The sequence below is a fragment of the Thioclava dalianensis genome (genome assembly GCF_000715505.1).
Taxonomy (GTDB): domain Bacteria; phylum Pseudomonadota; class Alphaproteobacteria; order Rhodobacterales; family Rhodobacteraceae; genus Thioclava; species Thioclava dalianensis.
Genome location: NZ_JHEH01000028.1, coordinates 1 through 19,540, shown reverse-complemented (window position 1 = coordinate 19,540; position 19,540 = coordinate 1). Strand labels below are relative to the sequence as shown.

The 19,540-nt window shown below is 56.7% G+C and carries 20 protein-coding genes and 3 pseudogenes; 11 read left to right on the top strand and 12 right to left on the bottom strand.

The annotated features are described in order from the left end of the window. Positions 1-25 precede the first annotated feature (25 nt). Together DL1_RS16360 and DL1_RS16355 are read left to right on the top strand one after the other, a co-directional pair. Positions 26-2,386 carry a copper-transporting P-type ATPase gene (locus DL1_RS16360; protein ID WP_009573624.1) on the top strand — a complete coding sequence of 787 codons (2,361 nt, stop codon included), beginning with the start codon at positions 26-28 and terminating at the stop codon, positions 2,384-2,386. A 121-nt stretch (positions 2,387-2,507) separates the two neighbouring features. Beyond that, positions 2,508-2,990, top strand: coding sequence for a c-type cytochrome (locus tag DL1_RS16355; RefSeq protein WP_028095400.1), 483 nt, complete (start codon positions 2,508-2,510; stop codon positions 2,988-2,990). 57 nt (positions 2,991-3,047) lie between these two features. On the opposite strand, the gene lgt is transcribed toward DL1_RS16355, so the two are convergent. The 8 genes from lgt to DL1_RS16315 form a co-directional block, all read right to left on the bottom strand. Next, positions 3,048-3,953, bottom strand: a complete 906-nt coding sequence (gene lgt / locus DL1_RS16350; RefSeq protein ID WP_028095401.1) for a prolipoprotein diacylglyceryl transferase — start codon at positions 3,951-3,953, stop codon at positions 3,048-3,050. 97 nt (positions 3,954-4,050) lie between these two features. Beyond that, the gene (gene ccmI, locus DL1_RS16345) at positions 4,051-5,214 is read right to left on the bottom strand and encodes a c-type cytochrome biogenesis protein CcmI (protein WP_038068299.1); all 1,164 of its coding nucleotides are present in this window, start codon (positions 5,212-5,214) and stop codon (positions 4,051-4,053) included. Beyond that, entirely contained in the window at positions 5,211-5,681 is a 471-nt protein-coding gene (locus tag DL1_RS16340) for a cytochrome c-type biogenesis protein (RefSeq protein ID WP_028095417.1), read from the bottom strand. The genes ccmI and DL1_RS16340 overlap by 4 nt, the downstream gene beginning before the upstream one ends. Position 5,682: 1 nt before the next feature. Continuing rightward, a complete protein-coding gene (locus tag DL1_RS16335; protein ID WP_038068298.1) occupies positions 5,683-6,243 on the bottom strand; it encodes a DsbE family thiol:disulfide interchange protein in 561 nt (186 codons plus the stop codon). A gap of 3 nt (positions 6,244-6,246) precedes the next feature. Next, positions 6,247-8,247, bottom strand: a complete 2,001-nt coding sequence (locus tag DL1_RS16330) for a heme lyase CcmF/NrfE family subunit (protein WP_028095416.1) — start codon at positions 8,245-8,247, stop codon at positions 6,247-6,249. Between the two features lie 47 nt (positions 8,248-8,294). Further along, complete coding sequence (locus tag DL1_RS21975) at positions 8,295-8,594, bottom strand: SHOCT domain-containing protein (RefSeq protein WP_198431755.1); 300 nt, start codon at positions 8,592-8,594, stop codon at positions 8,295-8,297. A 22-nt stretch (positions 8,595-8,616) separates the two neighbouring features. Continuing rightward, positions 8,617-10,002 carry an ATP-binding protein gene (locus DL1_RS16320; RefSeq protein WP_028095414.1) on the bottom strand — a complete coding sequence of 462 codons (1,386 nt, stop codon included), beginning with the start codon at positions 10,000-10,002 and terminating at the stop codon, positions 8,617-8,619. After that, positions 9,999-10,721, bottom strand: coding sequence for a response regulator (locus DL1_RS16315; protein ID WP_009573615.1), 723 nt, complete (start codon positions 10,719-10,721; stop codon positions 9,999-10,001). The genes DL1_RS16320 and DL1_RS16315 overlap by 4 nt, the downstream gene beginning before the upstream one ends. Between DL1_RS16315 and DL1_RS22115 the strand changes: the two genes are divergently transcribed. The 7 genes from DL1_RS22115 to DL1_RS16280 all read left to right on the top strand — a co-directional run bounded on the left by DL1_RS22115 (position 10,683) and on the right by DL1_RS16280 (position 16,283). Beyond that, a complete protein-coding gene (locus tag DL1_RS22115; RefSeq protein WP_229861857.1) occupies positions 10,683-11,513 on the top strand; it encodes an EF-hand domain-containing protein in 831 nt (276 codons plus the stop codon). The genes DL1_RS16315 and DL1_RS22115 overlap by 39 nt on opposite strands. An 89-nt stretch (positions 11,514-11,602) precedes the next feature. Further along, complete coding sequence (locus tag DL1_RS16305; RefSeq protein ID WP_009573613.1) at positions 11,603-11,989, top strand: DUF302 domain-containing protein; 387 nt, start codon at positions 11,603-11,605, stop codon at positions 11,987-11,989. 21 nt (positions 11,990-12,010) lie between these two features. After that, positions 12,011-12,472, top strand: coding sequence for a rhodanese-like domain-containing protein (locus DL1_RS16300; RefSeq protein WP_035367136.1), 462 nt, complete (start codon positions 12,011-12,013; stop codon positions 12,470-12,472). A 15-nt stretch (positions 12,473-12,487) separates the two neighbouring features. Next, the gene (locus DL1_RS16295) at positions 12,488-13,936 is read left to right on the top strand and encodes a multicopper oxidase family protein (RefSeq protein ID WP_028095412.1); all 1,449 of its coding nucleotides are present in this window, start codon (positions 12,488-12,490) and stop codon (positions 13,934-13,936) included. After that, positions 13,933-14,625 carry a TVP38/TMEM64 family protein gene (locus DL1_RS16290; protein WP_028095411.1) on the top strand — a complete coding sequence of 231 codons (693 nt, stop codon included), beginning with the start codon at positions 13,933-13,935 and terminating at the stop codon, positions 14,623-14,625. The genes DL1_RS16295 and DL1_RS16290 overlap by 4 nt, the downstream gene beginning before the upstream one ends. After that, positions 14,618-15,940 carry an APC family permease gene (locus DL1_RS16285; protein WP_028095410.1) on the top strand — a complete coding sequence of 441 codons (1,323 nt, stop codon included), beginning with the start codon at positions 14,618-14,620 and terminating at the stop codon, positions 15,938-15,940. The genes DL1_RS16290 and DL1_RS16285 overlap by 8 nt, the downstream gene beginning before the upstream one ends. A gap of 115 nt (positions 15,941-16,055) precedes the next feature. Further along, positions 16,056-16,283, top strand: coding sequence for a hypothetical protein (locus DL1_RS16280; protein WP_038068297.1), 228 nt, complete (start codon positions 16,056-16,058; stop codon positions 16,281-16,283). Between the two features lie 88 nt (positions 16,284-16,371). On the opposite strand, the pseudogene DL1_RS16275 reads toward DL1_RS16280, so the two are convergent. The 4 genes and pseudogenes from DL1_RS16275 to DL1_RS22105 all read right to left on the bottom strand — a co-directional run. Continuing rightward, positions 16,372-16,608: pseudogene (locus DL1_RS16275) on the bottom strand (type II toxin-antitoxin system RelE/ParE family toxin); the annotation flags it as partial. A 241-nt stretch (positions 16,609-16,849) separates the two neighbouring features. Beyond that, a pseudogene (locus DL1_RS22110) lies at positions 16,850-16,918 on the bottom strand (type II toxin-antitoxin system RelE/ParE family toxin); the annotation flags it as partial. 69 nt (positions 16,919-16,987) lie between these two features. Further along, complete coding sequence (locus DL1_RS22255; protein ID WP_282705314.1) at positions 16,988-17,119, bottom strand: hypothetical protein; 132 nt, start codon at positions 17,117-17,119, stop codon at positions 16,988-16,990. A gap of 73 nt (positions 17,120-17,192) precedes the next feature. After that, positions 17,193-17,276: pseudogene (locus DL1_RS22105) on the bottom strand (ribbon-helix-helix domain-containing protein); the annotation flags it as partial. Between the two features lie 500 nt (positions 17,277-17,776). Between DL1_RS22105 and DL1_RS20995 the strand changes: the two are divergent. Both DL1_RS20995 and DL1_RS22355 read left to right on the top strand, forming a co-directional pair. Continuing rightward, positions 17,777-18,430, top strand: a complete 654-nt coding sequence (locus DL1_RS20995; protein ID WP_051693628.1) for a hypothetical protein — start codon at positions 17,777-17,779, stop codon at positions 18,428-18,430. 236 nt (positions 18,431-18,666) lie between these two features. Further along, positions 18,667-19,131, top strand: coding sequence for a hypothetical protein (locus DL1_RS22355; RefSeq protein ID WP_248642596.1), 465 nt, complete (start codon positions 18,667-18,669; stop codon positions 19,129-19,131). Positions 19,132-19,540 lie beyond the last annotated feature (409 nt).

The window sequence follows — 19,540 nt, the reverse complement described above, 5'->3', positions numbered from 1 at the left end:
TAGAAATACGGGAAAGGATCCCCGAATGAACAACCATCACGAACATGCCAACGGATCTGACGATCAAGTTCCTTCTGGCTACGCGGGCACGGTCTTCACTTGCCCGATGCACCCCGAGGTACGCCGCGCCGAACCGGGAGATTGCCCGAAATGCCAGATGCATCTGGTGCCGGAGGGCGAGCCCTCGCAACACCACGCCCATCATCAGCACACGGGCGACGCGGTGGAGCCAAACCACTTGGACTCGGTTCCCAACGACTACACTGGCCCGGTTTATACCTGTCCGATGCACCCTCAGGTGCGCCAGACGCATCCCGGGTCTTGTCCGATCTGCGGTATGGGGCTGGAACTGGAATCGGCCGCCATGGAAGCGGAAGGCCCGAACCCGGAGCTTGTGGACTTCAGCCGTCGTTTCTGGGTGGGGGCCATTTTGACCGTACCGCTCCTTGTGCTGACCATGGGCCCCTATCTTGGCCTGAGCGGGGTGCGCGAGATATTCGGTGAACGCGTCACCCTCTGGGTCGAACTCGCGCTCGGGACACCCGTTGTCTTTTGGTCCGGCTGGCCTTTCCTTGTTCGTGGCTGGAACTCGTTCCGGACAAGGAACCTCAATATGTTCAGTCTCATTGCCATGGGTGTAAGCGCCGCATGGCTGTTCAGCATCATCGCCGTCCTGGCACCGGGCATATTCCCCGATGGGTTCCGGGATGCCGAAGGGCATGTCGGCGTCTATTTCGAGGCGGCGGCTGTGATCGTCACGCTGGTCCTTGTGGGACAGGTGATGGAGCTGCGCGCTCGCGAAGGCACTGGCAAGGCGATCCGTGCTCTTCTGGATATGGCCGCCAAGACGGCACGTATTATCCGCGACGACGGAAGCGAGGAAGAGGTTCCATTGGAACAGGTCCAGGTCGGCGACCGACTACGTGTGCGACCCGGTGACAAGGTGCCGGTCGATGGTATGGTCGTCGAAGGCAGGTCCTCAGTTGACGAAAGCATGATCACGGGCGAGCCGGTACCGGTAGAAAAGGTCGGAGGAGACCCTGTAACGGGCGCCACGATCAACGGAACCGGCAGCCTGATCATGGAGGCGACGCGCGTCGGCGCCGACACGATGCTGAGCCAAATCGTCGAGATGGTGGCCAATGCGCAGCGGTCTCGCGCGCCGATCCAGAAATACGCCGACAAGGTCTCCGGATATTTCGTGCCTGCAGTTATTGGCATCGCCGTGCTGGCCTTCATTGGCTGGGCCATTTGGGGCCCGGTCCCGGCCCTTTCCTATGCTCTTATTGCGGCCGTTGCCGTTCTCATCATCGCTTGTCCCTGTGCCCTCGGCCTTGCGACACCGATGTCTATCATGACGGCGACGGGGCGCGGCGCGCAGGCGGGTGTCCTGATCAGGAATGCAGAGGCACTGGAACGGTTCGAGAAGGTCGATACCCTGATCGTCGACAAGACCGGCACGCTGACGGAAGGCAAGCCGAAACTTGTCGGCGTCTACCCTGAACCGGGTCACGATGAGGTAGAAGTGCTTCGGCTTGCCGCATCGCTGGAACGCGGCTCCGAGCATCCTCTCGCGGAAGCCATCGTACGCGGTGCTGAAGAGCGTGGCGTCGACCTGGCAAAAGCCGACGCCTTCGAGGCGGTCACCGGCAAGGGCGTCAAAGGCACGGTGGACGGGCGGGTAGTGGCGCTCGGCAACGTGAAACTCCTGACTGACCTCGGACTTGATGCAGCAGAGCTTCGGGACAAGGCGGATGCCCGTCGGGATAATGGCGAAACGGTTATGTTTGTCGTCGTCGAGAATGACGTTGCCGGTCTTGTCAGCGTCGCAGACCCGGTAAAGGCGACCACACCGGCCGCCCTGAAGGAACTGCACGCACTTGGGTTCCGTATTATCATGGCGACGGGAGACAATGAGCGTACCGCTAGGGCCGTCGCGTCCAGTCTAGGCATCGACGAGATCCGCGCCGATGTGATGCCGGAAGACAAAGCGAAGATCATCAAGGAACTTCAGGCCAAGGGGCACAAGGTTGCCATGGCCGGCGACGGTGTCAACGATGCACCTGCCCTGGCTCAGGCCGATGTCGGGATTGCCATGGGCACCGGCGCCGATGTGGCCATTGAGAGCGCAGGGTTCACGCTCGTCAAAGGGAACCTCGACGGTATCGTGCGTGCGCGCAAACTCGCCCGCGCGACCATGCGGAACATACGCCAGAACCTGTTCTTTGCTCTGATCTACAACACTGCGGGCGTGCCCGTCGCTGCGGGGATCTTGTTCCCATTCCTCGGGATCTTGATCAGTCCGATGTTTGCGGCCTTTGCCATGAGCGCTTCCTCAATCTCGGTCGTCCTAAACTCCCTTCGGCTACGGCGCGCGCAGATTTGAGGGGAAACAAGAACGATCGCGAGGTCCATCAGACCGTTCAATAAACAGTATTGGGTACAATCCATCGCCGGAGAAGGGGCAACAGCGTTCAGACAATCACCTGCAAACCAAGGAGACCAAAATGACCTACATTTCCAGACAGATGATCTTAGCCATTGCTGTGGTGTGGGGGCTGCCAGTCGGCGCCCAAGACAGCGGGCATATGACAGATAATGGGGCGATGAGTCAGATGATGAGCTCCGGACTGTTCCTGCCAAACATGGATGCAGCCAAGGGGCGTGCGCTGTTCGCCTCGAAAGGCTGTGTCGTTTGTCATTCTATCAACGGGGTCGGAGGCGAGGATGCCCCCGCCCTTGATGCAGCGTATATGGACCTGCCAATGAACCCGTTTGAATTTGCCGCCCGAATGTGGCGCGGCGCGCCGGCGATGGTCGCTGCCCAAGAGGATGAGCTCGGCGGGCAAATTGAATTCACAGGTCAGGAGCTTGCCGATATCATCGCGTTCGTTCACGATTCCGAAGAACAGAAGGCATTCTCTGCCGGCGACATCCCCGAAAAGATTGAAGAAATGATGCACCAAATGGGTGAGGAGGATCACGACTGAAGCGTCAGGGGATATCGCAGTAGAATAAGGCAATGCGTCGAAAGTTTCATTTGCGCCCTAAGATGCCGATCCTATGGCGGACCGCTTCTGCGCCAGCCAAAGTAATCCAAATCCCGCGGCTAACATCGGCAAGGAAAGGACTTGCCCCATCGTAAGCCCCCAGTCACCAAACTGCACAACATACCCAATCGGATTGTTCACGTCTGCGAATTGAGCGTCGGGCTGGCGAAACAACTCTACAAAACTTCTCGCAAAACCATATCCGGCCAGGAAGAGCCCGCAAATTGCCCCTGGTGTCCTAAGCCATCCGCGCCGCCACGCAAGGAATAGGAGAGCGAAGCCAAGCAACAGGCCTTCCAAAAGGGCTTCGTACAGTTGCGAAGGATGCCGTGCGCAAATGTCGGTTATTCCCGGGCATGATTGCGCTGCGTCACCGGGAAATATGACGGCCCAGGGCATGTCCGATGGGCGGCCCCATAGTTCATTGTTTATGAAATTTGCGATCCGGCCCAAGAACAAGCCCGGAGGCGTTGCCAGAGCGAGAAGGTCAGCCATGCTCAGGAGCGGCATACGCTGACGGATGCCATAAACAAGCGCGGCAATGGTTACTCCAGCAAACCCACCATGAAATGACATTCCCCCTTGCCAGACCTTCAGAATTTCTAACGGATTGGCAAGATAGAACCCGCGCTGATAGAACATCACGAACCCTAACCGCCCGCCAACGATCACCCCGATGATAATCCAGGTCAAAAGATCCTCAATTTGGCGCGGTGTTAGCGGGGCGCCCGATGCAGGCCACAGAGCGGCGCGTTTGACCGTGGCAACACAAATTCTCCAGCCGACGAGAAGGCCGATGATATAGGCCAACGCATACCAGCGGAGAGTCAACGTAAACGTGCCGATCTCAACCGAAAATATATCCGGCCCGATATTTGGGAACGGAAGTGCGGACAAAGGCATGGACATTCTTTCTAGTCATTCGGGTGAGGTCGGATCGTGCACATACGCCGTTCGTGCTCTCTCATGGTTTGTTCATCGCGAGTGAAGCTTCCGCGGGCTATTGGCCCGACTGGAGTTCTTCCAAGGACTGCAAAATGACACTTTGGCGCGGGTCTTCGGAGGAAACGGGCACCAATAGCTCTTTGGCTCGACTGTACGCGTTCAAGGCGAGGTCAGTTTCGCCGAGCACCCTGTAGGCCCTGCCAAGACGCATCCATCCATCGATATCGTCTGGTTCAGCCTCAAGGCGTGTTGCCAAACGTTCCACCATGGATCGGATAAATGCATCTCGATCGACATCATCCATCTGGCTGGCCGCTTCGACATCTGCAGCAGTGGGGCCGGGCGAATTGCCTGACATTACTGGAGCATAATCCGACAAACTGATAGGCGCTCGGCCTAGTGCCGCACCTATCCGGTTTGCTTCCGCGACAAATGTTTCCATCCAGGGTGCGAACCCATCCACTTCGTCCAATCGCGTGAGAAGACGATTGTAGGCCTGCTCATTCGCACCCGCTTGCGCAAGCCCGACAGCATCGTAAAAAGTTCCAGCAGGATTGGTCGGATCGAGCTCAAGTGCTCTTGCAATGGCCCGCTTCGCTTGGGGTGTCACGATCCCCTGTTCGGAAACGATGAGAGCTTCCGCATAGATCGAAAACACAGCAGAATCGGCATTCATGGATTGTGTTGCACGCTCGTAGGCCGATGCGGCATCCGAAGCGCGGCCCAATTTCATGAAGGTCTGTCCAAGGAGCATCCAGCCCTCCAAGGCTCCGCCTTCTGAATCCGCCTGCAACCGCTGCAATAGCTTCTGCGCCAACGCTTCGATTTCACGATTTTGCGCGACCTCTGCCTGGCGATCCTCGAAAGCGATGCTGGATAGGTTTGGCGCTCCAGCAAAACTGTAATACCCCGCCGCGAACAGCGGCACAAAGACCGCAGCAGCCATGAGTATGACCCTGCCGCCGCCGCTGGATTCCCCGGTGTTTTTTACTCTCCCCACGGAGAGAACCCGCCGCTTGATTTCCTGTCGCGCCGCATGCGCCTCTGCGACTGAAAGCAGGCCGCGTTCAGCATCCCGATCGACTTCAGACAACTGGTCCTTCAAAACTGCGAGAGTCCTGTCTTCGGCCGGACCTTGCACCAAGGCAGGCTTCCACGCCGAAGCCGCAACAATCCCTGAGGCAGTCAAGGCGAGGACTGCCATTGCAATCCATATCATCGGTGGTCCCCTTCGCTGGATGAAGTGAAAATGCGTGCGACCTCGGCCTCCTCGTCATCGCTCAGGTCTGCGATTTTTTTTCTTTTTCGAGAGCCCATCAGGATGCCGCCACCGATCCCCAGAGCCAAGAGCCCAAGGAGTGGGGGGGTAAACCAGAGAGCGTAGGTCTCGGGTTTAAACGGAGGCTTCAGTAGAACGTAGTCGCCGTATCTCGCTTGGATGAAAGCAATTGCATCTTCGTTCGTGTCACCCGCAACCAACCGTTCCCGGACCAAAAGTCGTAGGTCGCGCGCAACGCCGGCGTTCGAGCTGTCAATATCCTGATTTTGGCAAACTACGCAGCGAAGCTGCCTGGAAACCTCCCGTGCCCGAGCCTCGAGGATTGGATCGGAGAGGATTTCGTCGGGCTCAACAGCCTGCGCAGACATTGGCATGATGAGTGCCAACACAAGGAAGAAACTACGCATGTCAGCTCCTCTCCTCTAACACACCCGCTTGTCGGAGAGCTTGGCGAAAGGCTGATACAGCCTCTTCACCGACGATCGGGCCGACGTATCGGTAGAGCACCGTTCCATCGCCTCCGACAATGAATGTCTCGGGCACACCCGAAATCCCCCACTCGATCCCGGCACGACCTGACAGATCCGAGCCAATACGTTCGTACGGGTTCCCGAGATTTCGAAGCCAATTGACCGCGTCTGCGGGTTGATCCTTGTAGTTGATCCCGAACAAACGCACGCCATCGCGCTCAACCAAAGCGCTCAGAACCGCGTGTTCGGCACGACAGGGAACGCACCAGGAAGCGAAGACATTGACGACGACTGGCGTTGGGTTTCCGAGCAGGTTTTCCCGAGACAGTCCCTGTACATCAAGACCCGGCACCGGCCCGAGATTGAACGAGGGAGCTGGCTGAGAAATGAGAACCGAAGGAATCTCGCTTGGGTCACGATTGGGATTCAGGCCCCACAAGAAAAATCCGCCGACAATCACTGCCAGTACCAAGGGAATAATCGCTACAGCTCGTTTCATTGCTCACTCCGCTGCGACCGGTTTCGTGGATCGTGCCTTGGAGCTTTGGGGTGCCCCGACACGGAAGCGGCGATCGGACAAGGACAGACTGCCGCCTATGACAAGCATGGCCGCACCCAACCAAAGCAAGCCGACGAATGGCTCATAGAGAATACGCAGAGTCCAGGCACCGCTCTCTTCGGCTTTGTCCAGAGAGGGTTCCGTGATCGAAGCGTATAGGTCTCCCGCCAGGGTTGACCGTATCGCCGATTCTGTTGTCGTACTTTGTGCGACCGGATAGCTGCGCCGCTCAGGTTTGAGAGCCGTCACGAAAGAGCCGCCCCTTTCGACGCGCAGGGTTCCCTGATCCGCAATATAGTTCGGGCCACGAACGCGCTGCACACCTTCAAATGTGACATCAAATCCCGCAATGTTGACACTCGTGCCGGGCTCTACAAATGCGATCTCTTCAGATTTCCAAACCGAAGAGCCAATCATGCCGATCATCAAGACCGCAACTCCCGCATGAGCGAGCGTCATTCCATGCGCCGCGCGGGGCAAATTGCGGGCACGCCGGATGCTTTCCTGGAGCGGAACCTCGAACAAACGAACCCGCAGCGCCCATTCACGTAAGGAAGCAAAAAACAACCAAAGCGCGATGAGGATCGAAAGATATGCCAACACGGGCCCGCCTTTGGCGAAATACCAAATTGCGAGCGTTGCCAGCACCGCCAGCACCACCACGAAGCGGACACGTTGAAGCACTCCGACCAGATCGGCTCGTTTCCAGGACAAAAACGGCCCGAGACCCATGACAAAAACCAAGGGGAGCATCATTGGTACGAACGCGCCATTGAAGAACGGCGGACCGACGGAAATCTTGTCACCAGAAACGGCTTCGAGAAACAGCGGATAAAGCGTACCGAACAGAACCGTGCCAGTCGCTGTAGCCAGGATCAGGTTGTTTAGCAACAACCCTGCCTCTCGACTAATCGGCTTAAACAACCCGCCACCTTCCATCATTGGCGCCCGCCACGCATAGAGTGCAAGTGAGCCACCAATTGAAATCGCAAGCAGGCCAAGAATGTATAGGCCTCGCTCCGGATCCACGGCAAAAGCATGCACAGAGGTCAGCAAGCCAGACCGAACCACAAATGTGCCGAGGAGTGACAGCGAAAACGTCAAGATCGCGAGCAGGATTGTCCAGCTTTTGAACGCGTCACGCTTTTCAGTGACAATCGCCGAATGGAGAAGTGCTGTCCCGAGAAGCCAGGGCATAAAACTGACATTTTCAACCGGGTCCCAGAACCACCATCCACCCCAACCCAGTTCGTAATATGCCCACCACGATCCGAGAGCTATCCCCGCAGTCAGGCTGATCCACGCGGCCAGTGTCCAGGGTCGAACCCATCTTGCCCAGGCTGTGTCGATCCGTCCCTCGATCAAGGCTGCGGCTGCAAACGAAAAGACGATCGAGAAGCCGACATATCCAAAATACAGCAGCGGCGGGTGCATCGCGAGGCCGATATCCTGGAGCAGAGGATTGAGGTCAGCGCCATCAAGCGGCGGAGGAAAGACGCGCTCGAACGGATTGGATGTAAAGAGAAGGAAGGACAGAAACCCGACGCTGATCCATGCCTGCATTGCCAAAGTTCGCGCTCGAAGTGTTTCCGGTAGGTTTGAGCCGAAAGCAGCAACCGCAGCACCGAAGATGGTCAGAATGAAGACCCAGAGCAGCAACGATCCTTCATGACTTCCCCAAGTCGCCGCGACTTTGAAGATCATTGGTTTCAGCGAATGCGAATTGTTCGCGACGTTCAAAACAGTGAAATCAGAGACAACAAAAGCGCGCATCAAGGCGGCAAAGGCAAGTCCGACGAAGACGACCTGCCCAAAAGCAGTTGACCGGGCTGAACGCATCCAGAGAAGATTGCCCCGGGCCGCGCCGAAAAGAGGAATAGTCGATTGGACGATGGCCAACGCCAATGCGAGGGCCAGCACAAAATGGCCGAGTTCCGGGGTCATAGGAGCCTCATGATCTTTGGCAGTGGGATCGACTGGTGATCAGTTTCTCAGTCGTCTAAAGCGGCCTTGCGCTTGCGATACTCGTCTTCATCAATCTCACCGCGCGCGAAGCGATCCCTGAGAATGTCCTGAGCACTAGACCCGGAAACACGGTCCTTTTCGCTGAACCAGCGAACGGCGAAGAATATCAGCGCAATAATCACGCCCCAGAACACGATCATCATCAGCCCTCCCAGCATTCCAAATCCACCGCCCCACATGTGGCCGTAATAATCTCCGCCTGGGTCCGCCATGGCGGCCGTCGCGAACAGCGTGAATGCTGCGGTTGTGTTGGTAAGTCTAAGCATGTCGGTTTCCTTTTCTGTCATTTCATGTTTCAGCAACTGGCAATCGAATTGTCGCGATAAGCCCGCCGTCCGGGTGGTTCGCCAGACTGATCTCCCCACCCTGCGCGCGAAGAATGGACCTTGCGATCGACAGGCCCAGCCCATGCCCGCCGGTTTCCAGAGATCGGCTTTCTTCAAGCCTGAAGAATGGGTCAAATACGCGTTCCAATTCTGCGGTTGGAATCCCCGGCCCTCTGTCAGTGACGGAAATTTCTATTTCCCCATCGGCTGATATCCAGCCCAGCGTTGCGGACCCGCCGTAGCGCACCGCGTTCTCGATCACGTTTCGCAATGCCCGTCGAATGGCATTGGGGCGCAATCGAACCGTGACTTCGGGGCCGTCAGAGAGCACAAACGGTACGACCATATCCCCCCGCAGAGCTTCTAGGAACGATTGCAGGTCAACATCCTGCATTGGTTCGTTCCCTGAGAGACCTTTCGCGAAGGTAAGGGTTGCTTCCACCATCGACTGCATTTCTTCGACGGTTGCGACGAGACTCTCTCGGGTTTCGTCTTCCTCTACCATTTCTGAATGTACTCTCATTGCGGTAAGCGGAGATCGAAGATCATGTCCAAGGGCCGCCAGAACCCTCGTTCGGTCGGCAACGAACCGTGTCAGCCTGTCCTGCATGCGGTTGAAACCAGCGGTCAGCTCCCGAACCTCCTGGGGTCCCCGTTCTGGCAACGCGTCTATGTCTTCTCCACGCCCCAATCGTTCCGACGCCCCGGCCAATCGCCGCAGAGGGCCCAGCAGTCCGGTCATGACAAACCAGCTCACTGCGACCAACAGGGCCATTGCCGTCAGACCAAATGTCAGCATGGAATAAAGCGGCCACTGGATCGGCGGACGCTCAAAGCGCGTACTTACGTTCAACCACTGGCCACCGGCGATCGAAATTGAAAGGTTCATCTCGATAGCGGACAGTTCACCTCGCATCATGGCCAAGTGCATCTCGGTCATTTCGTGCGACAGGTTCGGTAGCGGCAGGATCGCGCCTTGGATCTGGTGAAGCTCTACACGAATGTCGCGACTGTAGCTGTCGTTCAGGAGTGCGCGGACGCGGGTTTCAACCAACCCGCCATCCGAATGGTCGCTATGTTGCACAAGCGGCTTCGTCCCGAGGTCAAAGCGAACAAGGGGCGAGTTCGCCGCGCGGATAATTGATGGGCGCAGGTCAGCGGGTGCCTCTTCAATCAAGCGCGCAACATTTGCCGCTCGTCCAGCTGCCTCAAACCCAAGAGCAGCCCGTATGGCGAGGCTTCGTTCATCGGCGAAGAGCCACAGGCTGACAAACTGTGCGATCCCCAACGCGATAATGATGAGAAGAACGAGTTGGATCCGGAGAGATCGTAGGAGCCGCCAGATCATTCGGACACCTCGACGTCGACCGACAGGCAGTAGCCGCCGCTTCTGATCGTCTTGATAATACGTGGACGGAGAATGTCGGGCTCGAGCTTTCGCCGAAGGCGCGAAATCTGGTTGTCAATTTTCCTGTCCAACGGACCAGCGGAAATGCCCTGAGAAAGATCTAGCAACTGATCGCGGCTCAACACCATCCGAGGGCGCTCCAGAAGGACCGTCAGCAGTTTGAATTCTGCGACCGTAAGAGCGGTCTCTTGTCCCGCGTCGTCGAGAAGCACCTGCCGGTCTACATCCAAGGTAAGGTGTGCAAAGCGGACTTTGCGGCCGCTCAGAGATCCGGTGAAGGCTTCTTTGTGCTCGCTTCTTCGCAGGACGGCTTTGATCCTCGCAAGGAGTTCGCGTGGATTAAACGGCTTGGGAAGATAATCGTCCGCACCGATCTCCAAACCGACAATACGGTCCGCATCTTCACCGAGCGCGGTCAACATGATGATCGGCAGTCGCCCTTCGCTTGACAGACGTTGGCAAACGGAAAGGCCATCCTCGCCAGGCATCATGATATCCAGGACCAGTAGGTCGAAGCTTCCGACAGCCAGCTTCGCGTCCATCTCCGCCGCATCCTTGGCAGCGGTTGCTCGCATGCCATTCTTTTCCAGATAGCGGGTTACACTTTTCCGGATCTGTTCATGGTCATCCACGACGAGAATATGTGGCGCGTGTTGCATGGGGCCCTTCTAAAGCATTGGAAATCAGACGGTCAGGTTCCTTTTTGTCGCCAATTGTATCAGCCCCTGTCCATTGCGACAGACGGATACAAATCCACGGGTGTACGTCCTTACATTCAAATGTTTGATGCCAAGTTGTATGAGGTCAAAAGAAGGAAAGGCTTCAAAATGTCCTACTCAACAAAAATTTCTACCGGTCTTCTGGTTGCCGTTCTCACAGCAGGTGCTGCGCTCGCCGATGACAGCCATCACCAAGCTGCGGGCGCTGAAAGCGTCTCTCCCAATGTACTTGCTCAACCGATGGCAGGGACGGGCGGGCCCGGAATGCTGATGGGTGGCGGCATGATGGATCCCAGTCAGATGGCCGAGCATCTTCAGATGATGCACGGCATGATGCGCATGATGATGCAAATGCATTCGGGCATGATGAGCGGAAACGGCAGCATCATGGGACCAAGCACAACCGGTCAAGGTATGTTCCCGATGATGGGGGGCAACATGATGTCAATGTTCGATATGGATGGAAACGGCGCAGTGTCTCCCGAAGAGGCGCATGAGGGCCTTCAGTCGATGCTGTCGGACTATGACGCCGACGGTAACGGCACGCTCTCGATTGACGAATTCGCGTCGCTTCACGCCAAGGCGATGCGCGAGACCATGGTCGATCGTTTCCAGATGCTCGATGCTGATGGCGACGGCCAGATTTCTCAAGGCGAAATAGTCGCCCCTGCCGACAACATGGCACAGGGTATGACAGCAAATCCCGGAATGATGACGGACCAAGACAACTGAACCCCGTCGTTCAGAATTTCCCCATTCAGGCAAGCCCGTCAACGGTTCGGCGCTTTGGGTTTGCCTGAACAAGATCGAGAGGGCTCAAAATGAGTTATACCTACAACAGACATCTGCCCAATACGGCGATTGATGATGCGGAGATGCGCCTGCGCGAAGCCCTGAAAGAAAAGGGATTTGGTGTACTGACCGAAATCGACGTCCAGGCAACAATGAAGAAAAAGATTGACCGCGACATGGATGGATACCGCATTCTGGGTGCGTGCAACCCTCATATGGCATGGGAGGCCATTGGGCTGGAGCCCCGTATAGGATCGATGCTGCCTTGCAACGTGATCTTGCGGACGGTCGAAAACGGCACTGAAATCAGCGCTGTTGATCCTGTGGCTTCGATGGCCGCTGTCGAGAATGAGAAGCTGCACGAAGTCGCCGCGCAGGTGCGCGATATGCTGCGATCTGCGGTTGACAACGCATAAACTAAACTGAGGAGGCAGACCATGCTGAGCCGCCGTCAAACTTTTGGCCTGTTCGCATCGAGCACCTTGCTTGCCTATTCGCCAGCTTGGGCTGACAACCATGACGTATGGGCGCTCGATACTCTCCATGATGCGCTGAAAAGCGATTTGGCAAGGCTTGTGGACATCCGCAGACCCGAGGAATGGCAAGATACCGGCGTCGCGGAGGGGGCGTGGCCAATCGACATGACCCATCCGCGGTTCGGGGAGCGCCTCTTCGCCGCCCGCGATCTTGCTGCGGGACGCCCGGTCGCCCTGATTTGTCGGACCGGCCATCGCTCAGGTCTCGTAATGAGCAAGTTGCGTGAAGCGAAAGCTGCCGGCTTTGTTGACGCCGTAGGCGGGATGCTTGGCGCCCCGGGGAGATCCGGCTGGATCGAGCAAGGTCTGCCGACAGTAACAAGAGAAGCCGCACTGGCCGCCCTCCCAAGTGAGCTAGCGTGAGACACAAGCTATACCATGACCAATCGTAGAGCCTTCATCGCCGGCTTGGCTGGCCTGCCGTTTGCCACAGGTCCGCTGGCGGCCATCGCACAGGAGAGTGTCAGGGCGTTGGCTATGCCACCATTGCTCGACGCAACCCGCGATCGGCATTTCCGTCTGACTGCCCAAAAGGGCAAGACCGATTTTACAGGACTGGGCGGCGGCGAAACCTGGGGGTTCAACCAATCCTTTTTGGGGCCTACACTACGTCTTCCCGCAGGAGCTTCGACGCAAGCACAGATCGACAATACGCTGTCAGAGAAAATCTCGGTGCACTGGCACGGTATGCTGATACCCGGCGAAGTTGACGGCGGCCCACACCAGACGATTGAACCGGGCACGACTTGGTCTCCCGAACTGGATCTGACACAACCACCCGCTACTCTTTGGTACCACTCGCACGTTCATGGCGACACCGGACGACAAGTTCAAAGGGGATTGGCCGGTGTGATCCACGTTGATGACGGTCGGGACGATGCTCGGGGTCTCCCGATCTCATACGGCGTCGATGATTTGACATTGGTTCTGCAAGACCGCCGGTTCGACCGGCAGGGCCGCATCGATTATGGCCTGTCTATGCCAGATCAGATGATGGGTTTCATGGGAAATGTCATTCTTGTTAACGGTCAGCTAGGCACCCAGGCTGTCGTCCCTCGCGGTATTGTCCGTTTGCGCTTGCTCAACGGCTCGAACGCGAGGATTTATCCCCTATCGTTTTCTGACCGTCGCGAGATGCACCTCATCGCGACGGACAGTGGCTATCTTAATCAACCTGTCGCAATTGAGTCCCTCGTGATCGCTCCCGGCGAACGATACGAAGTCCTCGTCGATTTTTCGGGAGGAGAGGCTGGCACGCTGGTATCCTCTGCAAATCCCAATCAGATGATGGGTGGGATGATGGGCGGCGCGAGCACTGCTGGGGGGAGCTTCGTAGTTCTACCCTTTGGTGTGGATGTGAGACTTCCTGCCCGCATTCTGGAAATACCCGCCGACTTGGGCGGCGTCCTGCCTGACAGTGAGGCCCGATCAGTCAATACACGTCAGATCACACTCGATATGCCAATGGGGATGGGCATGATGATGCGTAGGTCGAATGATCGGTTTGCGATCAATGGGCAGTCCTTCGACATGGGGAGGATAGACTTGTCTCTTTCGAAGGGGGCGACCGAGATTTGGCAAGTCTCCTCAAACATGATGATGCACCCGTTTCATGTTCATGGCGTGAGGTTTCAGGTGCTCGCCGAAAACGGAAAGAAACCAAGCATACAAAATTCTGGCTGGAAGGATACCGTGCTCGTAAATGGCCGTGTCGATATCCTGGTCAGCTTTGAGCAGACGGCAGATCGCGCCAATCCCTTCATGTATCACTGTCACATCCTTGAACACGAAGATGGAGGAATGATGGCGCAGTTCACGGTCACATGATCGTGCAAGCATGGGGATATGGTCGCCTGATTGGTTGTTTGGCGATAGCAACTGTTCTGTCTCTTGCAGTTTTCGGCCTTTTTTCGGGCACGGTTTCTCTGAGCAATCTTGGGGTCGCCTTTTCACAGGCTGAAGTGCAGCGCCATATTGAAAATGCCGGAGCCGTTGGCCCCCTCGCGGTTATTGCACTCATGGCCCTCGCGATTGTCGCAAGCCCCATACCGAGCGCACCAATCGCACTAGCCGCCGGGGCTGCATTTGGCCACTATCTCGGAGCCGCCTACGTAGCCATAGGCTCGGAGCTCGGTGCTACAATCGCATTTGTCATCGCGCGAAAACTCGGTCGAAGCACAGTTCGGCGTTTTTTGGGTAAATATTCAGAGTTCGGGCTGTTGGGGTCGCAAAAGGCTCTGATGTTATCAGTGTTTGCGTCCCGCCTGCTTCCATTCGTTTCTTTCGATGCAATCAGCTATGTTGCGGGCTTGAGCCAACTTCATCTATGGCGCTTCATGCTGGCAACTTTTGCCGGGATTTTGCCGGCGAGTTTTGTTCTTGCCCATTTTGGAGCTGTGGCCATGTCAGGGGATTGGGGAACGGCTGAATGGATCACGATAGGACTTGGGGTTGTGACAGCACTGCCTTTTGTCTTTTTGACCCTCAAAAATAGAAAGCAGATCGACGATGAATAGCGACTATAAAGCGGGCAGCATTTCTCTTTGGGATGCCGTCGCCATGGGGACTGGTGTCATGATTGGCGCCGGAATTCTGGCACTCACAGGCCAAATTGCGGAACTGGCCGGCCCTACCTTTCCACTTGTGTTCATCGTTGGAGCCATCGTTACAGCCTTCAGCGCTTACACTTACATAAGAATGTCCAATGCCTACCCGTCAGCTGGCGGAATTGGAATGATCCTGCAAAAGGCCTATGGACCAACCGCCGTAGCCGCTGCAGCGGCTTTGCTTATGGCTCTGTCAATGGTCATTAACGAAAGCCTAGTCGCACGGACCTTCGCAAACTATTTGCTCCGTGGACTGGGCATTGCACCAGATGGCTTACTGGTTCCGGCAATAGGCGTTGCTCTCATTATCGCAGCCTATGTCGTCAACATCTCGGGCAACCGCTCTGTAGGCTGGATTTCCCAATTGCTCGCCGTACTGAAAGTTGGCGGTATCACTCTGTTTGGGATCTCTGCGCTTTGGGCCGGCGGGTTTACTTTTGGCACAACAGGAGATGGAACAGCTTCACAGGGTCTCAGTGGATTTGTTGGTGCCACAGCGTTGGCAATTCTGGCATTCAAAGGGTTCACGACAATCACCAACAGCGGCGCCGAGATAGTGGACCCACACCGCAACATCGGACGCGCGATCATCATTTCATTGGCGGTCTGCGTAGTGGTGTATCTCTTGGTAGCATTTGCGGTGGGAAGCAGCTTGCCGCTTGGCAAGATCGTCGAAGCAAAAGACTATGCGCTCGCGGAAGCGGCAGCACCGTCCCTTGGGGAAACGGGCTTCTATCTGACCGTCGCGCTCGCTTTGATCGCAACTGCATCAGGCGTGATTGCCAGCATCTTTGCGGTATCTCGTATGTTGGCAATGCTGACAGAGATGAAATTGATCCCGCACAGTCATTTTGGGATGTCAGGCGGAGTCCGCGACCATACACTGATCTACACAGTAGTGATTGCGAGCCTGCTGACCATTCTCTTCGACGTTAGCCGAATAGCTTCTATGGGGGCCTTCTTTTACCTTGTAATGGATATGGTTATTCACTGGGGAGTGTACCGAAACCTTAGGGCCGAGCTTTCTGCGCATGGATGGATCATGTTGACTGCAATCGGTCTCGACGCGATCGTGCTTGTCGTATTCGCTTCACTAAAGTGGCAGAGCGATCCAATGATTGTAGTGGTCGCATTCGCGATCATGGCTTGTGTATTGATCTTTGAGCATTGGTTTCTTCAGCGCACAAAAACCGAGCCACATCAACATGATCACAATGGGAATTGAGTGCTCGCGTGATGACCAGGTATCGAAGCAGTAATTCTTAGCGCTTCCAACATTCAAATTGGTCGGGTTTGAGCGATTTTGAGATCCACTTTGCCGATGTGTAGGACTACTTCCGTTGCCTCAATGCCGGGCGCCAACGCGCGTTTCACCCGAACGACCGTTCTTGCCTCAGTCGCAAGAAGACATGCGTGCCTATGCCGATCTGCTGCGTGCTGATTTCGAGAGCTACATCGCCGACATCCAGGAGTACTTCCGCTGTCTTGATGCCGAGCGCGCCCGCGCGCTTCAGGAGGCGCGCGAGGTCAGTGAAGACTATGGAAGACTGGTCGAGCTATTGGACTGAGCAAACGCATGGGCTTAACCGCCGTCGAGATGGTCAGTGAAGACTATGGAAGACTGGTCGAGCCATTGAAATGAGGAAACGCAAGAGCTTAACCGCCGTCGAGACCCTCGTAGTAGACGAGCGCGGGCATGTTGCGGCGCTGGTGCACGATACGCAGGATGACTGCCGCGCCATCCGCCGCATCGAGCCGCTTGTAGAAGATCACGTGACGCTGGCAATTGACCGACCGCATCCCCGGGACAAAGAGACTCCTGTCCCGGCCCCGGTCGGGATCGCCAGTGATCCGCTCGAAGGCGGTGACCAACTGGCGGTAATAGACGAGCCATTGGTCCCTGCCCCAAGTTCAGCGCGGGCATGTTGCGGCGCTGGTGCACGATGCGCAGGATGACTGCCGCCCCATCCGCGGCATCTAGCCGCTTGTAGAAGATCACGTGACGTTGGCAGTTGACGGACCGCATCCCCGGAACGAAGAGACTCCTGTCCCGACCCCGGTCGGGATCCCCGGTGATCTGCTCGAAGGCGTTAACCAACTGGCGGTAATAGACGAGCCATTGATCCCTACCCCAAGTTTCGACGGTGTAGGCACGGATCTCTTCAAGGTCGGCCCTGGCCCGACCGGAAAGCCGAATAGTCATGTACGGTGTAGGCACGGATCTCTTCAAGGTCGGCTCTGGCCCGACCGGAAAGTCGAATGGTCATGCGGGTCAGCGATCAAACGCATCCGGTTCGAAGGCATGAGCATCGAACTCGGCGAAATCCCCATTTTCGGCCAGGGTGGCTGCCATCTCGAGGTCGGCCTTTAGGGCGTAGAACTGCCGCGCGCCGTCCTTCTCCATCAGCATCCTCGGAGGCTGCTTCCTCTAGGTCGGCCTTGAGGGAATAGAACTGCCGGGCGCCATCCTTCTCCATCAGCCTCCTGACGCCGGCGCGCACGACTTCGCTCAGATTGGCGTAGGCGCCGGACTCGATCTGCGCCTGCACATATTTCTGCATCGGTTCGGTCAGGTGGACGTTTGGCATCAGACTCTCCTATCCATGCTCAATCGTATCAGATACTGACATAGATATTCAAGCTCATGCTCGATCCCAACTTGGGCCCCAAATCGGCTCGCTGGCTGCTCCCGCCCTTCTGATCCCGGATTCCATGCGGAGAGCCGGGCCCGGCAGTTTCCCGATACAGCCCTTCCCGAGGCCACGAGCGCTGCGCCACGCGGTTTGGAGGGCTCATTCGATCTGTCCTTCCGTGACCACTTTCGCGGCCACATTGGAACACCCAATTTCCCCTTTGTAACAGACGTTTGTTTAGCAGCTAACGTGAAAGGGGTCCGCAATTTTGGCCACTTTCAAGACGCAGAAGCAGCCAGAACCGGCGTCAGATCTTGGAAGCGGTCAAGCGACACAAGCGAACAGTCGCAAGCAACCATCAATCAAATCTTCTTGCTATCATTAATGTTGTTTCGTATCGCTGCACCATTATAGATGGAGTCGGCATCATGAAGCACGTGATCCACAGCGTGGCAACAGCCACGGCACTAACCATATCCGGACTAATGGCCTCGTCAGGTCCGGCTCAAGCCTATCAGGTCGACTGTGCAATCCTCCTCTGCCTTGCGGGCGGCTGGCCTGCCTCCGCGCCCTGCGCGCATGCCAGAGCGGTCTTCATTCGGCGGATCACACCATGGCCGATCGAGCCGCCCTTACAAATCTGGCGGTGTCCGATGGGTGTGTCGTTCAACGATCCCAGCCCGATGTCGCCTATGGAACGCCTTAATGACACCACGTTCCGCGATCCGCCCGAACCGCAGGAATCGACTCCGATACCCCTTGTTCACGTCCAAGCAGATGAGCAAGCTGACATCGACATCTCAGGCGACGCCTTTGATTTCGTGCGCAGCATACGGGTCTATCACATCCAGTACCGCCAGCATGAAAACCGAGATGGCGACTGCAATCGCAGCGACTCGACGCGATTGGGGTCCTACGGCGTGCAGGGCGACTACCGATGGACAAGATCCACCGTGGGCCAGGTGCCAGCCGCATCCGGCCTGAGCATCCCGAATGGATGTGGCAGCTACTTCTACCGTTCCGTCTTCGTCGACTGGCGTGATCACGCCGGGAACTATGGTTCTGAAGAAGTTCGCTACTGACAAAATCTGCGCGCGGTTTTGCCGCGCGCGTCATCTCAACCCCGCACGTAAGGCTGTGCAAAACCCCCGAAAAGGAGACGACGCCAGACCGTGAAGCCTGACGCCGTGCTAGAAAACTCCGTGAACAAGAGTTTCCTAGCGCACCGCTAAAACACCTGCAACCAGCAAAGTTGTTTTGCTGGCAAGAATGTTGTTGTCTCACGACATGGCGTCGGTTCTCCAAGGAGACCTCGACCATGGAACCTACGACCGGCCTGATCCTGCGACGGATCACGCAGACAAATCTCTCTGTTGCAGCGCACAAGCTTGCTACCCTCATCCTCGATGCCATCGCCTGGAAGGATGGCTACAACGGTTTGTCGCGCGGAACGGCAGCCTTCACCCTCTCTGCCCTAGCGGAGAGGATGGGTGTTTCACGACAATATCTTTCGGTTCTTTTGAGCGAACTTGAGACGTCGGAGTTGCAGCTCGAGCGGGCGAAGCCGAATGGCAAGTTCGCGCCCTGGATCTTTCGGTTTTCCGCCTTCGACAAGGAGAGTGAACCCCATGATCTCGTGTCAGGTGAAGACGACACATCACTATCTAGAGATAATAATAACAAAACTATCTTCTCAGGGCTGATCGATATCACCGCGAGTTCGAACGTTTTTCAGACCAGTTGGGCAGAGCTCATCAAAGCGAAACTATCTTCTCAGGGCTGATCGATATCACCACGAGTTCGAACGTTTTTCAGACAAGTTGGGCGGAGCTCATCAAAGCAGCGAAGGCCACGTTGCCCTGCTGGAACATCGACACCCAGGTCATCTGGGATCGCTTCCTTGCCTTCAACCGGTCCCGAGGCAACGGCAGGGTGCCGGCCGGCTTCCTGCTTGGCTTCATGCGCCGATGGCGAAATTCGTGGGGAACTCCAACTTGTCCCGCGGTCAAGCCGCCCGCGAGACCAATAACGGATCCCAAAGAGCGCGAATTGCTGAGACAGATGCAAGCCGCACCAACTGCGAACCGCCAGTTCCACGCGTCCGACTTGTGTCGCTTGATCGGACACGCTGCCTACGAAGCGCGGGTACTCGATGTGATCCGCAAGTTTGGGTGCCAGAGGTTTTCAGCAAC

What these genes read in the sequence shown, in the direction of transcription:
- DL1_RS16360 (WP_009573624.1), top strand. Translation starts at nt 26, where the DNA reads ATGAACAACCATCACGAACATGCCAACGGATCTGACGATCAAGTTCCT.
- DL1_RS16355 (WP_028095400.1), top strand. Translation starts at nt 2,508, where the DNA reads ATGACCTACATTTCCAGACAGATGATCTTAGCCATTGCTGTGGTGTGG.
- lgt (WP_028095401.1), bottom strand. Translation starts at nt 3,953, where the DNA reads ATGCCTTTGTCCGCACTTCCGTTCCCAAATATCGGGCCGGATATATTT.
- ccmI (WP_038068299.1), bottom strand. Translation starts at nt 5,214, where the DNA reads ATGATATGGATTGCAATGGCAGTCCTCGCCTTGACTGCCTCAGGGATT.
- DL1_RS16340 (WP_028095417.1), bottom strand. Translation starts at nt 5,681, where the DNA reads ATGCGTAGTTTCTTCCTTGTGTTGGCACTCATCATGCCAATGTCTGCG.
- DL1_RS16335 (WP_038068298.1), bottom strand. Translation starts at nt 6,243, where the DNA reads ATGAAACGAGCTGTAGCGATTATTCCCTTGGTACTGGCAGTGATTGTC.
- DL1_RS16330 (WP_028095416.1), bottom strand. Translation starts at nt 8,247, where the DNA reads ATGACCCCGGAACTCGGCCATTTTGTGCTGGCCCTCGCATTGGCGTTG.
- DL1_RS21975 (WP_198431755.1), bottom strand. Translation starts at nt 8,594, where the DNA reads ATGCTTAGACTTACCAACACAACCGCAGCATTCACGCTGTTCGCGACG.
- DL1_RS16320 (WP_028095414.1), bottom strand. Translation starts at nt 10,002, where the DNA reads ATGATCTGGCGGCTCCTACGATCTCTCCGGATCCAACTCGTTCTTCTC.
- DL1_RS22115 (WP_229861857.1), top strand. Translation starts at nt 10,683, where the DNA reads ATGGTCATCCACGACGAGAATATGTGGCGCGTGTTGCATGGGGCCCTT.
- DL1_RS16315 (WP_009573615.1), bottom strand. Translation starts at nt 10,721, where the DNA reads ATGCAACACGCGCCACATATTCTCGTCGTGGATGACCATGAACAGATC.
- DL1_RS16305 (WP_009573613.1), top strand. Translation starts at nt 11,603, where the DNA reads ATGAGTTATACCTACAACAGACATCTGCCCAATACGGCGATTGATGAT.
- DL1_RS16300 (WP_035367136.1), top strand. Translation starts at nt 12,011, where the DNA reads ATGCTGAGCCGCCGTCAAACTTTTGGCCTGTTCGCATCGAGCACCTTG.
- DL1_RS16295 (WP_028095412.1), top strand. Translation starts at nt 12,488, where the DNA reads ATGACCAATCGTAGAGCCTTCATCGCCGGCTTGGCTGGCCTGCCGTTT.
- DL1_RS16290 (WP_028095411.1), top strand. Translation starts at nt 13,933, where the DNA reads ATGATCGTGCAAGCATGGGGATATGGTCGCCTGATTGGTTGTTTGGCG.
- DL1_RS16285 (WP_028095410.1), top strand. Translation starts at nt 14,618, where the DNA reads ATGAATAGCGACTATAAAGCGGGCAGCATTTCTCTTTGGGATGCCGTC.
- DL1_RS22255 (WP_282705314.1), bottom strand. Translation starts at nt 17,119, where the DNA reads ATGGAGAAGGACGGCGCGCGGCAGTTCTACGCCCTAAAGGCCGACCTC.
- DL1_RS20995 (WP_051693628.1), top strand. Translation starts at nt 17,777, where the DNA reads ATGAAGCACGTGATCCACAGCGTGGCAACAGCCACGGCACTAACCATA.
- DL1_RS22355 (WP_248642596.1), top strand. Translation starts at nt 18,667, where the DNA reads ATGGAACCTACGACCGGCCTGATCCTGCGACGGATCACGCAGACAAAT.